Genomic DNA, 14,606 nt, shown 5'->3' with positions numbered 1-14,606 from the left:
GTAGATGGACTGGATGATCGCCAGCGCGGCAGACTGTCGGACATGACCACACCACCGATCCGCCTGGGAATCATCGGCCTCGGCGCGATGGGCCACCACCTGCTCACTACCGCCCTGGATCATCCGGACTTCACGGTCACCCACGCCGTCGACCTCGCCCGGGAAACCGTCAGCGCGCTTCAGGCCGAGCATCCCGGTGTTGCCTTCAGCGTGACGGCCGGCGACGTGATCGGCGCCGAGGATGTCGACGCGGTTTACATCGCGACGCCGCCGGCCACGCACGCGGCGTTCGCAGTACCGGCGTTCGAGGCGGGTCAGGCGGTGTTCTGTGAGAAGCCGCTGGCCGTGTCCGACGCCGATGCGGCCGCCATGCTCAAAGCGGCTGCTGGCAAGGCGGCCGCGGTGAACTTCTCCTTGTCGGATCGGCAGTCCACCCGGTACGTCGAGCAGGCGATCGCGGACGGGCGCCTCGGTGACGTCCTCGGGGTTGAGATCCGGCTGGCCTTCCCGGTCTGGCCCCGTGCGTTCCAGGCCGACGCGACCTGGGTCGCCGGGCGCGAACAGGGTGGCTTCGTGCGCGAGGTGTTCTCCCATTTCGCCTACCTCACCGATCGCCTGGTCGGCCCGCTCCAACCGGTCCATGCCGAACTGGAGTATCGCGACGAGGCGAGCGAGACAGCGGCGTACGGGTTGATGAAGGCGGGCGAGATCCCCGTGCACTTGACCGGGATCGTCGGCGCCGCTGGGCCGGATACCTACGAGTGGGTACTGCGCGGAACCAAGCAGTCCTACCGGCTGACCGCCTGGCGCGACCTCTTTGTTGCTGAAGGCAATGACTGGCGGGCGGTCGAGCTGGCCGGCGAGCTCGGGTCGGAGGCGACTCGCCTGACCCTCTTCGCCCAGGCCGTACGCGGTGAGCATCCACACGACCTCGCCGACTTCGCCGCGGCCGACCGGGTGCAGCGCGTCGTCGAGGCGTTCCACCGATGAAGGCGATCGAGGCTGTCGATCCGGACACCCTTCGCGTGGTCGAGCGGCCCTCGATCCCTTTGCAGGCAGGGCAAGTGCGGATCGAGGTGGTCGCGATCGGCGTGAACTACCGCAAGCTCCTGCTCATTCCATAAAAGTCGCCCCGCACCTGATGAGGTGCGGGGCGGCCTTCGTGCGACAGCTCAGGCCAGGGAGTCTTCCCAGGCTTGGTGGAGGCCGGCGTAGTTGCCGCCGGTGGTGATCAGGGTGGAGGGGGCGCCGTCTTCGATGATGCGGCCGTGTTCGAGCACGATCACGCGGTCGGCGGTCTCCACCGTGGACAGGCGGTGGGCGATGACGATCGCGGTGCGGTCGTCCAGGATGGTGCGCAGCGCGCGCTGGATCAGCCGCTCGCTGGGGATGTCGAGGCTGGAGGTCGCCTCGTCCAGGATCAGCACCGCCGGGTCCGCCAGGAAGGCCCGGGCGAACGCGACGAGCTGACGCTGACCGGCCGACAGCCGGCTGCCGCGCTTGGCGACCGCCGTCTCGTAGCCGTCCGGCAGCGCCATGATGAAGTCGTGCGCGCCGATCACCTTGGCCGCGTCGACGATCTCGTCCATCGTCGCGGTCGGCTTGCCGAACCGGATGTTGTCGGCGACCGTGCCGGTGAACAGGAAGTTCTCCTGGGTCACCATCACCACCCGATCGCGCAGGTCGTCCTCGGTCAGGTCGCGCAGGTCGATCCCGTCCAGCAGCACGTGCCCACCGGTCGGGTCGTAGAACCTCGCCACCAGCTTGGCGATCGTGGTCTTGCCCGCTCCCGTCGTACCGACCAGAGCGAGGGTCTGACCGGCCGGTACGTCGAGTTGGAGCCCGGGCAGCACCCGCACCCCGTCGACGTACTGGAACTGCACGTCGCGCAACTCCAGATGGCCACGAGTGTGAGCCGGCGGCTTAGCGGGCTTCACCGGCTCGGCGACGTCAGGCTTCTCGTTCAGTACGCCGGACAGTTTCTCCAGCGCCGCACTCGCGGACAGGAAGGTGTTGTAGAACTGCGAGATGTCCTGCAGCGGCTCGAAGAACTGCCGCAGGTAGAGCAGGAACGCGGTCAGGACGCCGACCGTGACATGCCCGTGGTACGCCTGCCAGCCGCCGTACGCGAGGATCGCGACGATGGTGATGTTGCCGACGCCCTTGATCGACGGCATGAAGATCGCGTTGATCCGGAACGACTCGAGGTTCGCCTCGCGGTACTTGTCGTTGACGTCGTAGAAGATCTCCTCGTTGCGCGGCTCCCGGCGGAACGCCTGGACGGCGCGGATGCCACCCATCGACTCGACGAAGTGCACGATCACCAGTACTACGGCCTCGCGGGTCCGCCGGTAGACGATCGCCGACCGGCGCCGGAACCACCTGGTGATCATGAACAGCGCCGGAAACGACAGCAACGCGATCAGGCCGAGCTGGAGATCCAGCACCAGCAGCAGCACCGCCGTGCCGACGAGGGTGAGCAGAGCCGTCACCAGTCCGTCGAACCCGGTCCGCAGCATCTCGTCGATGACGTCGACATCCGAGGTCAGCCGCGAGATCACCCGCCCCGACGTGTACTTGTCGTGAAACGACGGACTGAGCCGCTGGAAGTGATCGAACACCCGGCGACGCAGGCCGAGCAGGATGGTCTGGCCCAGGCGACCGGAGCGCATCAGGAACAGTTGCCGGGCGAACGCCTGGATCAGCGCCGACGCGAACACCACCAGGACCACCGTGACCAGCGTCTGGCTGCCCTCGCCCGCCAGACCGTGCTTGCTGGCAATGATCGGCGGGATGCCCTTGTCGATGCCGAGACTGACCAGGTACGGCACCGCCAGCCGGGCGCCGTTCTCGACCAGGACGATCACGACGAGCAGCCAGATCATCTTGTGGTACGGCCGCAGGAGTTCGCCGAGCAACTTGCGTGAGTGCTTCTGCAGTCGCACGGTCGTTGCCCTGGACAACTCGTCGTTGCCCTCCTCGGCATACCCGCGCCAGGAGTCGTTCTGCTCCTCCGGCTCGTCGTCCGGGGAGTGGTGAGGTGTCTGCTGGGTCGTGGTCATGCGTGCACCTCCTCCTCTTCCGCGGCGAGCAGTTGCCGGTACGCCGGTACGGTCGCCAGCAGCTCCTGGTGCGTTCCGACGGCCGTGATCGTGCCGTTCTCCAGCAGGGCCACCTGGTCGGCCAGCATCACCGTCGACGCCCGGTGTGCCACCACGATGCCGGTGGTCTCGGCGAGCACGTTGCGCAGCGCCTCCTCGACCAGGGCCTCGGTGTGGACATCGAGCGCGGACAAGGTGTCGTCGAGGACCAGGACCGACGGCCTGGCCAGCACCGCCCGCGCGAGCGCGAGTCGTTGCCGCTGACCACCGGACAGAGACATGCCCTGCTCACCGACCCTGGTCTCCAGCCCCCAGGGCAGGTCGTTGGCGAAGGTCGCCTGGGCGATCTCCAGAGCCTGCTGGACGTCCGCCTCGGTCGCTTCCGGCCGGCCCAGCGTGATGTTCTCCCGGGCACTCATCGAGAACAGCGTGGGGTCGTCGAAGGCCGACGCCACCGCGCTCCGCAGCGACCTCGTCGTCAGGTCCCGGACGTCGTGCCCGTCGATCGTGATCCGGCCACCCGTTACGTCGTACAGGCGGGGGACCAGGGAGGTGAGGGTGGTTTTGCCGGACCCGGTCGCCCCGACCAGGGCGAGCGTCGTACCGGGAGCGAGGTCGAGGTCGATGTGGTGCAGGACGTCCGCCGAGTCCGGGCTGAACCGGAAGCTGACGTTCTCGAACCGCAGGTGGCCCCGCGGGTTCACCAGTTCGTCCGGGCCGTCGGTGATGGTGGACTCGGTGTCCAGGATCTCGCTGATCCGGTCCGCCGACGTCATCGCCTCCTGCGCCATCGCCAAGATGGTGCCGAGCGACGACACCGGCCAGATCAGCGACAGCATCAGCGTGATGAAGGCGACCAGCGTGCCCAGCGTGATCGCTTCCCGGCCGACGGCGAGCGCGCCGAGCAGCAACACGATCACCAGGGTCAGGTTCGGGATCACCCCCAGGAAGGTCCAGAAGCGCGCGGACAACCGGACCTTGTCGACCGACGTGTCGTAGAGCTTCACCGCGCCGTCGTCGAACTGCTGCTTCACGTGCTCTCGCCGGCCGAACGCCTTGATCACCCGGAAGCCGACCGCCGACTCCTCGATCCGGGTGGCCAGGTCGCCCTGCTGGTCCTGCACCAGGCGGGAGATCGCCAGGTACTTCTTCTCGAACTGCAGGGAGACGACGATGATCGGCGCGGCCGCGACCAGGACGACGACGCCCAGCGGCCAGTACAGGCGCAGCAGCAGGACGGTGACGACCACCAGTTGCAGGATGTTGATCACCAGGAACAACAGGCCGAAGCCCATGAACCGGCGGATGGTGGACAGGTCGGCGGTGACCCGGGACAGCAGTTGACCGCTCTGCCAGCGGTTGTGGAACTCCATCGGGAGGGCCTGCAGCCGGATGTAGAGGTCGTTGCGGAGAGCGGCCTCGAGGTCGCTGACCGCGCGGGACTGGGCCCACCGGCGGACCCAGACCAGCAGGACCTCGCTGATGCTCAGGCCGAGGGCCAGCAGGCCGAGGGGGAGGAGGAGATCGATCTCGCGGCGGGTGACCGGACCATCGATGATGGCCCGGGTGACGAGCGGGACGGAGAGGCCGACGCCTACGCCCAGGATCGCCGTGCTGAACATGATCAGCAGGCGCCACTTGTGGGGGCGGAGGTAGGGGCGGAGTCGCCAGAGATTCTGGCTGCGGCGGGGAGTGGTACGGCTAGAAGGGGCAGCGATCGACGGCGCTTGGACAGGTTGCTCAGAGGGCATCTGGAGGGGCGCACTTCCCAACATGCTCGGCACGGGATTTTTGGCTCGCGACCGGAAAACGGCGCACTTTCCAGTATCGCGTAGCGGTAAGCGCTTGTCGTCCGGATTCCATTCCGCGGCGGTCAATTACCACTTGTTGCAATGAGCGAGCCCCGGCACCGGGCGGTGACGGGGCTCACAGTCATTACGAGTCGTGATGAATCTCAGGATCGCAAGAGGGCCACGCCATCGATCACGGCCGGAGCCGTGGAGGTCGAGACGATCTTGATCGCGCCGGTGCGGAACGGCGTGACCGGCAGGTAGGTGACCTTGCGCGCGGTCGTGGTGCCGGCCAGTGAGACCGTGCCGATCTTGATGTTGGCGTGGTAGACGTCGACCTTGCCCTGGCCGGGGCCGTTGATCGTGACGAGCGCGATCCGCAGGCCCGCCTCGCCGGTCTTGGTCAGGAAGGCGCCGCTGGCCTTCAGGATCGAGGTGGTGCCCTGGAAGGCGAGCGTGCTGGTCGCCCGGGTCACTGTGCCGGAGGAGAGCAGCGCGCGGTCGTCCTGCGGCGCCATCGAGCAGAGTTGCGGCGACCAGGCCGACAGGTTCCCCAGTACGTCGCGGGCGCGAACCATGAAGCACTCGTCCATACCGAGCCGTGGCGCCCAGGAGATCGACGTGAGGTCGGTGTTCTGCCAGGCCGCGGGGTAAATCCACTTGCCGAATGCGGCTCCAGCCGCGGCGGTCTTGTAGACGACGTCGTAGTTCGCGACCGAGGTCTCGTCGGTGTACGACCAGCGGACCGTAGCCGGCGTACCGAGGTAGACCCGATCACTGATCTTCAGCGTGAAGGCCACCGGCGCGATGCCGTCTACCTCACTGCAGTACGACGTACTCCAAGCACTCAGGTTGCCGGCGTAGTCACGCGCACGGACCTGCCAACAGGTGTCGGTACCCGGTACTGCGCTGTAGCTCGCCGCCGTGGTCTTGAGGCCTTGCCAGCTGGGCACCTGGTTCCAGGCGCCGTACGGCGAAGTGCGGTTCGGCCGCTGCTGGATGCGAAGGTCGTAGGACAGTACTCCGGTCGCTGGCGCGTTCGGGTCCTGCGGATCCGTGTAGGCCCAGTCGAAGGACAGACTCGTGTTGTCGCGGAGCCGGTCTCCGGCACTCGCGCTGGTCAGCACCGGCGCAGTCGTGTCCGGTCGCTGCTGCGGATCGGCTGCCAGCCAGGTGAGGCTGGCGATCCGGGGGCGGGCATCCGGGTCCGCGTAGATGAGCTTGGCGCCACCAGCGCCGTCTGGCCGGAAGCTGCCGTTGATGGGGCCGTACCGGCGCTGGCCGAGGCCCTGGTCGTTGAGGTCGGTGACCAGGAGTTCCTTAGCGGCGTTCTCACCGACAGCGGTCTGTACGACGAACCCGTTGCCGAGCTGGGCGTCCGCCGCGACCGTCAGGTTGCGGGGTGCCTCCGGGCCCTTGGTGTCGATGACCTGGTTGCCGCCGTTGCAGCCACTGAGCAGAGCCCAGCGACCGTTGACGCGGTCCGCGCCGACCGTGCAGCCGCCAGCCACTGCGATCGTCTTGGTGGCCTGGGTGCTGAGGTCCTTGCCAGTCAGTACGCCGGGCTCCGTGACCTTCCAGGCCGAGCTGTCGGCCAAGGCGAAGGGCACTGCGTAGTCCGCGAGCTTGGTCTTGGTCGCGACGTCGTAGACCTCGGCCGTGGCGGCATTCGGCGTACGGTGCGAGACCAGCTTGCCGCCCTTGCCCAGGACGACCTCGTCGGCTGCCGGGAAGGTCAAGTCGCCGCCAGAGCCCCGCACTCGAGCGGTGCTTCCCTGGTAGGTCACCAGGGTGGTCCCCTCGAGCTGGAGTGGCTTGGTGGAGTTGCTGGTGCTCAGTGAGGTCCAGGTCGTGCCGTTGGTGGCCGTCTCGTACACACCGTGGTCCGGCTGGTAGTCCGCCGTGACTACACGTGCTCCGGACATCCCCACTCCGCTGACCTGGGCAGCAAAGGCAGGGGTGGCCTTGACGGTCGTCAGTACGCCATCGGCTCCGACACTGGCCACCTTGCTCTGTGCACTGACGAGCAGGCGGCCGTTGCTGAGGTCTGCCGCGGCGTGGACTCCAGTGACGAACGCTGGAGTGATAGCGCCGCCATTGGCTGCGATCTTGGCCAGCTGCTTGGTCTCGGGCACCCGTACTGCGAGGTCATCGCTCACTGTGAGCAGCGGAAGGCCGAAGGGCACCTCTACCGTGCCGGTGGTCGCGCCCTGCTTCCAGGCGACGGTCTTGGAGTTGGCGGTGGCTGCGGTCTGCCAGAGCACCCTGTTCGGGGTCAGGGCGGCCCACGCCGGGTTGGCGGCCAGCGTCGCTGCTGCGGTCGCAGTACCGGTTGCAGTGTCTACGACGTAGAGGTGGCCGGCTACGCCGATCAGGATCGAGGTGGCGGTCGTGTCGAGGATGACCGGGTCGCCGAAGACCGCGCCGGTGACCGGCTTCTCTGTGTTGTCGACAGCGCGCAAGGCAAACGAGCTCTCGCGGGCCAGGAGGATGCCGCCGGGGTAGGCGCCCTGGTACGTCGCTCCTGCCGGTACTGCGACCTGGCTGACCGCGTCCGTCGCGATGTCGCGGAAGCTGACCTGGGCAGCGGCCGGAGTGACGACGTACTTGCCGAGCAGCGTGGGCGGCTTGTCCGGCTCGTCGGGCAGTCGCGGAGAGGTCCGGACCAGCGCGCCGTTCGTGCTGCTGAGGATCTCCCACGGCCCGGCCGGCTGCCCGTACGACGTCACGTAGTACGAGCTGGTCGCCTGTCTGATCTGAACCGCCGGGTCGGCCACAGACCGATTCCCGACCGCCACCCCCTCGCCAAGATGCTCCGGCGGATCGGCCGCCATCACCTTGACGGCAGCGAGCGGCAGCAGGACGACCGCGCAGACGGCAGCAGTCAATTTCGAACGCAACTTCATGGAACAACCCCCTCGGCGGCTAGTGGTCGCCGCCGGTTTCCCCTTGAGGGCGGCACTTTAACCGGTGACCAGGAGTAGCGGAAGCGCTTGCCGCAAATTCCGGTGGACACAGCGGGTGACGTGCGGGACCCTCACAAGACCCGAGAACCCGCGGAAAGGACCCGATGCAGGCCGCAATTACCGTGACGCCGGCGCAATTGCCCGACCTGTTGCTGAACGTCGCCGTCGTCCGCCCGGTCTTCGTCTGGGGATCGCCTGGAATCGGCAAGAGCAGCCTGGTCCGCGCGTTCGCCGACTCGCTCGGGCTGGAGTGCGTGACGCTGCTCGGCACCCAGTTGGCGCCCGAGGACCTGATCGGCGTACCGCAGATCGTCGACGGCCGGAGCCGGTTCGCGCCGCCCGTGAGCATCGCCCGGGAAACTCCCTACGTTCTGTTCCTGGATGAACTGAACGCGTCGTCGGCCGAAGTACAGAAGGCGTTCTACTCGCTCATCCTGGACCGCCGGATCGGTGAGTACGAGCTGCCGGCCGGGTCGGTGGTGATCGGCGCCGGAAACCGCGCTACCGACAACGCACTGGCCCGGCCGATGGCTTCGGCGTTGCTCAATCGGCTGGTGCACGTTCATCTGCGGGCGTCCGCCACGGATTGGCTGGAATGGGCGGCCAAGGCGGGTATTCACCCGTGGGTGCTCGACTACTTGCTGAACCGGCCGGATCACCTGTGGACGGCGCCGCCGAAGACCGAGGAGCCGTTCTCGACGCCGCGCAGCTGGCACATGCTGTCCGACGCGCTGCACTCCTACGGCGACGGCATCGACGACGAGACGGTCCGGATCCTTGCCTTCGGCACGTTGACGGCCGCGCACGCGTCGACCTTCCGGGCGTTCGTGAAGACGATCCGCAACGCGTTCGGGTTGGAGGCGGTGCTGAAGGGCGAGGTGAGCTGGCCGGCGGCACCGGAGGACCGGGACCTGCTGTACTTCCTGGCCGAGACGTTCCGCGCCCGGCTGGTGAAGGAACTGTCGGCCGACAAGGCTTCTGCGGGCCCAGCGGCGCGGCAGTTGGCTTACCGCGGCAAGGCGCTGCTGGTGGAGCTCGCCGAGATCTCGCTGGAGGTGGCGCAGATCGTCATCGCCGCCGACGAGGACGGCCGGCCGGTGCTGCCGTCCTGGTTCCTGGTCGAAGTGACGCGGGACCTGCCGCGACTCGTCGCAGCCCGGTCCTGAGTTGGCGCTGATGGTTTGCTGCGAGGGCGCGCCGTCGGGGACGTTGGCTCGGCCGGGGAGTAGCTGATGGCTCGGCGGGGACCGAAGAAGGATCCGGCGCTGGAGGCGATCCGGAACGCCTGGAGCGAGGTTTCGCGGCATCCGCTGTTCGCGCCGATGGTCACGCGCTGGACCGAGCCTCGGCGGGAGGAGAAAGGGCCGTGCCCGCCCGACGGCTGGGCGGTCGTCTCGTCCGAGGGGACGTTCTTCGTTCATCCGACCCGGCGGGCCGATGCCGAGGAATGGAAGTGGGTCTTCGCGCACCTGCTCATCCACCTCGGGCTGGGCCACGCGTCGCCGGACCGGCCGGTGGCGGATCACGCGGCTGCCGCCGCCTGTGATGTAGCGGTCAACCGGTTCCTGGCGTCACTGGGCTTCGGGCGATCCGTGGTGCGGCTCCCCGACGAGCTTCCCGGCACGGACGAGGACGTGCTGGCTCGCGAGTGGCGGCGGATCGGCGTACCGGAGGAGTTTGCCCGGCTCGGTGTGGCTGGGCAGGTGAACGACGTCGAGTTGACCGCCTGGACGGGATGGGGCGATCCGCCGCAGTGGGAGGACTTGTTCGCCGCCGGGCTCGCGGACGCGGCTGCTGCGGCTGTGGAGGTCGCGGGCGGTGTGCGGTCCTCGATGTCAGACCTAGGCGGGGCCGTCGCCGAGTGGGATCGGGCGCTGGGGTGGTTCGTTTCGTCGTACCCGCTGCTGGGCGCGCTGGCGGCGACCATGAAAGTGGTGGCCGAGGCGGAGCTCGCACGGGCCTGGGACATCCACGTCGCGGCCGTAAACGCCGAGGCTGGGGAGATCTACATCAACCCGCTGCTCAGGATGACGCAGAACGAGTGGCGCTTCGTGATGGCCCACGAGATGCTGCACGCCGCACTGCGCCACGGTGCGCGAGTAGGAGGGCGTGACGCCTACCTGTGGAACGTGGCGGCCGACCTGGTCATCAACGGCTGGCTGATCGAGATGGGCGTCGGGACGATGCCAGAGGGCGCCCTGTACGACGTATCGCTGCAGGGGCTGTCTGTGGAGGCCGTGTACGACCGCATCACGACCGACCTGCGCCGCTATCGCAAGCTGGCGACACTGCGAGGTGTGGGGCTCGGGGATGTGTTGGGGCAGCCGCTGCCGCGTGTTGGCGAGGGTCCGCGGGCGACGGACCTGGATGACATCTACCGGCGTTCATTGACGACCGGACTGGCCTATCACGACAGCAGTCGGGGTCTGCTGCCTGTCGGGCTGGTGGAGGAGATCAAGGCGCTCGACCACCCGCCACTGGCTTGGGACGCGCAGTTGGCCCGGTGGTTCGAGGAGCACGTGCCAGCTGTGTCGAAGGTACGGACCTACGCCCGCGCCTCCCGCCGCCAGGCCAGTACTCCGGATATCCCGCGGCCGGGGTGGATTCGGCCGACCACGGTCGAGCGGCTGCCGACGTACGGGGTGGTGCTGGACACGTCTGGCTCGATGGACCGTGCCCTGCTGGGGAAGGCGCTTGGCGCGATTGCGTCGTACTCGATGGCCCGGGATGTCCCGGCGGCTCGGGTGGTCTTCTGCGACGCGGCTGCCTACGACGCGGGCTATGTCCCGGTCGACGAGATCGCCGGACGGGTGAAGGTGCGTGGGCGGGGTGGGACCGTGCTGCAACCCGGCGTGGACCTGCTGGAGCGCGCGGATGACTTCCCGGTGGACGGCCCGATCCTGATCATCACGGACGGCGAGTGCGACGTAGTACGGGTTCGGCGTGAGCACGCTTGGCTCGTACCGGCCGGGGCGACACTGCCGTTCACTCCCAAGGGGCCGGTCTTCCGCGTGCAGTGAACAGGGTTCGCTGGCGGTGAACGCCCCTGTCGGTTGAGCCTGCGCTGTTGTGAGGATCTGGCGCATGTGGCGCAACCGCGAGTTCGTGAAGCTCTGGTCCGGCCAGGCGATCTCGTCGACCGGTACTGTGATCACCGCGGTCGCCATGCCACTGGTCGCGGTGCTCACGTTGCATGTGTCGCCTGTGGAGATGGGTGTCCTGGCGGCGCTGAATGTCCTTCCCCACTTGGTGTTCGGCCTACCTGCCGGCCTCTGGGTCAGCCGCTTCTCCCTACGGCGTCTACTGATCGTTGCTGACGTCGGCAGGGCGCTACTGCTCGGCGCAATCCCTGTCCTGGCAGCCATTGGCCATTTGCAGATGCTCCACCTTTACCTGGTCGCAGCGGCTGCCGGTGTGCTAACCCTGTTGTCGGACACGGCATCCCAGTCCCTGCTGCCCGTACTCGTCGCGCGCGACGACCTGATGTCCGCCAACAGCGCAACGCTTTTCACCCAGACAGTCGCCACCACTACTGGCCCGTCCCTCGCCGGAGCTCTGGTCACGGCCGTCAGTGCCCCGTTTGCCATCGCCTTCGACGCCATCTCCTATGCGGCATCCGCGGTGACATCTGTTCTCCTGAAGGAGCCGCGGCGACCTGTACTTGCTCGGGGTCAAGCCCTGTCCCTCACGGGCGGCCTGCGTGTGCTCTACGCCGATCCCGTGCTCCGTGCGCTGCTGATCTCGGCGACAGCGGCTGCCGCCTGCGGTGCGATGCAGGCACCGCTCGTAGTGCTCTACCTCATCCGAGAGCTCCACTGGTCCCCGGTACTCGTCGGCATCGCGATCACCGTCTCAGGAGCCGCCTCCGCGCTCGGCGCGCTCTTCGCCCCGGCGTACGGACGTGCCCTCGGCCTCGGCCGCGCCTACATCACCGGCCAACTCCTGGCATCCCTATCCGGCCTGGCCTTGGCCGCAGCGCTCACGCCGCTGGCGTTCCTCAGCCAGCTCCTCACCGGCGTGGGCATGCCCCTCTACGGCGTGCCTCAGCGCACGCTCCGCCAATTGCTGGTCCCGCCTGCCCTGCTCCCGCAGACGACGGCCGCCTGGCGCACGCTCGTCATCGGCGGCCAAACCGCCGGAGCCCTGGCCTCCGGCCTGCTAGCCACCGCCGTCGGCCTTCGCGTCACTTTCGTTCTCGCCACCGCAGGCATGCTCACCGCCGGCCTGTACTCCGCCCGGTCGCCGTTGCGTGGGTATGAGAAAGGGCCCTCAGCCGGTGACTGAGGGCCCTTCTTGGGGGAGCGGGTGACGAGAATCGAACTCGCGTAGTCAGTTTGGAAGACTGGGGCTCTACCATTGAGCTACACCCGCATGCACCCGTCCGGCGGGCACGCGGACATGATTCCACATCGCCGGGCCAGGACTCAAACCGGTCCCGGGGAGGGGTGGTGGCGCGAGCACTGGTTCGCGTCCACTAGACTCGTCCGGTCACTGCGGGGCGTAGCGTAGTGGCTAGCGCGCCTGCTTTGGGAGCAGGAGACCGCAGGTTCGAGTCCTGTCGCCCCGACAAACCCCATGCAGCACCGTGCAGCGTGGCCTGTCCGGTCACGGCTGTGGACGTCATCGATCAAGGAGAACCGCCACCGTGAAGAGCACCGTCGAGTCCTTGAGCCCGACCAAGGTCAAGCTCATCGTCGAGGTGCCGTTCGAGGAGCTCAAGCCGAGCCTCGACGCGGCGTACAAGAGCATTGGCAGCCAGATCGTGGTGCCGGGCTTCCGTAAGGGCAAGATCCCCCCGCAGGTCATCGACCAGCGGGTCGGTCGCGGTCCGGTGCTCGAAGAGGCGATCAACGACGCGCTGCCGAAGCTGTACTCGCAGGCCGTCCAGGACAACCAGGTCAAGGCGATCGGCCGGCCTGAGGTCGACGTGACCGAGTTCAACGACAAGGAGAGCCTGCAGTTCTCCGCCGAGGTCGAGGTCCGCCCGGAGATCACCCTGCCGGACCTGGACAACCTCGAGGCCGGCGTCGAGGACATCGCGATCAGCGACGACGAGGTGACCGAGCAGATCGAGGCCCTGCGGCAGCGGTTCGGTTCGCTGAACCCGGTCGAGCGCGCGGTCGCCGACAAGGACTTCATCACGATCGACCTGTCGGCCACCAAGGACGGCGAGAAGATCGAAGAGGCCCAGGCGACCGGCCTGTCGTACCAGGTCGGCAGCGGTCAGCTGCTCGACGGCCTGGACGAGGCGGTGGCCGGCCTGACCGCCGGCGAGTCGAAGACCTTCGTGACCCAGCTGGTCGGCGGTGAACTCAAGGGCGAGGACGTCGACGTCGAGGTCACCGTGACCGCGGTCAAGGAGCAGGAGCTGCCGGAGTACGACGACGACTTCGCCCAGACCGCTTCGGAGTTCGACACCGCCGAGGAGCTCACCGCGGACGTGCGCGGCCGGCTGGAGCGTGGCAAGCGCCTCGAGCAGGCAGGCGACGCGCGCGACGCAGTACTGGAGAAGATCCTCACGCTCGTCGACGTGCCGGTCCCCGAGGGCCTGCTGACCGATGAGCTGGCCGCCCGCCGGGAGAACCTGGAGCAGCAGCTCGGGTACTCCGGGATGACGTTCGCGCAGTTCCTCGAGGGCGAGGAGCAGACCGAGGAAGAGTTCGACGAGGACCTGAAGAAGCGGTCCGCGGACGCGATCAAGGCGCAGTTCGTGCTCGACCTGGTGGCCGAGCAGCAGGAGCTGAGCGTCAACGACCAGGAGCTGACCGAGCACATCGTCCGGCACGCGCAGCGTTCCGGCGTCAGCCCGGACCAGTTCGCCCAGCACGCCGTCGAGAACAACCTGGTACCGAGCCTGGTCTCCGAGGTCGTTCGCGGCAAGGCGCTGGCCCACCTGGTCGAGAACGCCAAGGTCACCGACGCCTCCGGCAACGTCGTCGAGCTCAAGACCCTCCAGCCGGACGGCTCGTACGCCGACCCGGAAGCCGCCGAGGCCGACGCCCCGGCCGAGGAAGAGCCTGCCAAGGCCTGAAACACCTGAACAAAACTGACGGCCCCGGAGTCCTAAGGCGGATCCCGGGGCCGTCGGCGTTGTAGCGGGTGATGTTTTGGATCCCCCCGTGCTCGCTCGTCGAGCCGGAGTGTTGTGCCCACCCGAACCATGAGCCTGCCCGGCGGACAGCCCAACGGCGGTCGGTTCGGCAATGCCTGCGCCGACTTTGAGCACCCGCCAGCCACCCGGACGCCCTACCGGCGACTACCCGGTGCTCAACGTGAGCGCCGGTGTCGCGCTGGGCGGCACCTTGAGCGCCGGTCAGTCACCAAAGCGCCGTACCGGTGACTGCTTCGTGCCCAAAGTCGTCGGAATCGTCACCGGCCAGCGATGCGCACGAGGGCGGTGACACCACGCTCCGCCATCAGGCCACAAGGTTCGCCTCAGCCAACGCGCCACCCACAGGCCGCGGTCGTAGCGGCTGCTGATCCGCCCGCGCGGTGGATCGACTGGGCACCACGCGCCATCCCGACGAGCGAGCACGGGTGGAGCCAACACAGCGCCCAGCAGTCCACGCGGTCCGTCTCGGCGAATGCGCCGCCGACCCTGTGGTTCGGGTGGGCACCCCGGCTCGCCGAGCGAGTGCGGGTGGGGGTAATACATCAGACCGAAAAGGGCTGTTCGCGGTTTCGCTGAGGGCAGACGGCGTGCGCCGTGAGCGAACAGGTGCCTACCAGCCTTAGGTCTGTCGTCGGGG

At 67.9% G+C, this 14,606-nt stretch carries 9 protein-coding genes and 2 tRNA genes; 7 read left to right on the top strand and 4 right to left on the bottom strand.

Translation table 11 applies throughout. From position 1 onward, the window contains the following. The first annotated feature begins 42 nt into the window (after nt 1-42). Nucleotides 43-990: a Gfo/Idh/MocA family protein gene (locus A3ES_RS0134685; RefSeq protein WP_020391448.1), complete on the top strand. Its 948-nt coding sequence runs from the start codon at nt 43-45 to the stop codon at nt 988-990. Beyond that, nucleotides 987-1,124 carry a hypothetical protein gene (locus A3ES_RS54515; RefSeq protein WP_020391447.1) on the top strand — a complete coding sequence of 46 codons (138 nt, stop codon included), beginning with the start codon at nt 987-989 and terminating at the stop codon, nt 1,122-1,124. Before A3ES_RS0134685 ends, A3ES_RS54515 begins: the two co-directional genes overlap by 4 nt. A gap of 48 nt (nt 1,125-1,172) precedes the next feature. On the opposite strand, the gene A3ES_RS0134675 is transcribed toward A3ES_RS54515, so the two are convergent. The 3 genes from A3ES_RS0134675 to A3ES_RS0134665 form a co-directional block, all read right to left on the bottom strand. After that, nucleotides 1,173-3,062, bottom strand: a complete 1,890-nt coding sequence (locus A3ES_RS0134675) for an ABC transporter ATP-binding protein (RefSeq protein WP_020391446.1) — start codon at nt 3,060-3,062, stop codon at nt 1,173-1,175. Beyond that, nucleotides 3,059-4,852 carry an ABC transporter ATP-binding protein gene (locus tag A3ES_RS0134670; protein ID WP_026163479.1) on the bottom strand — a complete coding sequence of 598 codons (1,794 nt, stop codon included), beginning with the start codon at nt 4,850-4,852 and terminating at the stop codon, nt 3,059-3,061. Before A3ES_RS0134670 ends, A3ES_RS0134675 begins: the two co-directional genes overlap by 4 nt. A 203-nt stretch (nt 4,853-5,055) precedes the next feature. Beyond that, entirely contained in the window at nt 5,056-7,797 is a 2,742-nt protein-coding gene (locus A3ES_RS0134665) for a phage tail protein (protein ID WP_020391444.1), read from the bottom strand. 164 nt (nt 7,798-7,961) lie between these two features. Between A3ES_RS0134665 and A3ES_RS0134660 the strand changes: the two genes are divergently transcribed. The 3 genes from A3ES_RS0134660 (at nt 7,962) to A3ES_RS0134650 (ending at nt 12,141) form a co-directional block, all read left to right on the top strand. Further along, nucleotides 7,962-9,023 carry an AAA family ATPase gene (locus A3ES_RS0134660; protein ID WP_020391443.1) on the top strand — a complete coding sequence of 354 codons (1,062 nt, stop codon included), beginning with the start codon at nt 7,962-7,964 and terminating at the stop codon, nt 9,021-9,023. Between the two features lie 66 nt (nt 9,024-9,089). Further along, nucleotides 9,090-10,877: a vWA domain-containing protein gene (locus A3ES_RS0134655; RefSeq protein ID WP_020391442.1), complete on the top strand. Its 1,788-nt coding sequence runs from the start codon at nt 9,090-9,092 to the stop codon at nt 10,875-10,877. Between the two features lie 64 nt (nt 10,878-10,941). Beyond that, nucleotides 10,942-12,141, top strand: a complete 1,200-nt coding sequence (locus A3ES_RS0134650) for an MFS transporter (protein WP_020391441.1) — start codon at nt 10,942-10,944, stop codon at nt 12,139-12,141. Between the two features lie 16 nt (nt 12,142-12,157). Here A3ES_RS0134650 and A3ES_RS0134645 read toward each other — a convergent pair. After that, nucleotides 12,158-12,228, bottom strand: a tRNA-Gly gene (locus A3ES_RS0134645). A 123-nt stretch (nt 12,229-12,351) separates the two neighbouring features. Between A3ES_RS0134645 and A3ES_RS0134640 the strand changes: the two genes are divergently transcribed. Together A3ES_RS0134640 and tig are read left to right on the top strand one after the other, a co-directional pair. After that, a tRNA-Pro gene (locus A3ES_RS0134640) sits at nt 12,352-12,424 on the top strand. A gap of 78 nt (nt 12,425-12,502) precedes the next feature. After that, complete coding sequence (gene tig, locus A3ES_RS0134635; RefSeq protein WP_020391440.1) at nt 12,503-13,888, top strand: trigger factor; 1,386 nt, start codon at nt 12,503-12,505, stop codon at nt 13,886-13,888. Nucleotides 13,889-14,606: the final 718 nt, after the last annotated feature.

The organism is Kribbella catacumbae DSM 19601, assembly GCF_000372465.1.
Classification (GTDB): Bacteria; Actinomycetota; Actinomycetes; order Propionibacteriales; family Kribbellaceae; genus Kribbella; species Kribbella catacumbae.
The sequence above is the reverse complement of the archived record's forward strand: the minus strand, read 5'-3'. Positions and strand labels throughout refer to the sequence as shown.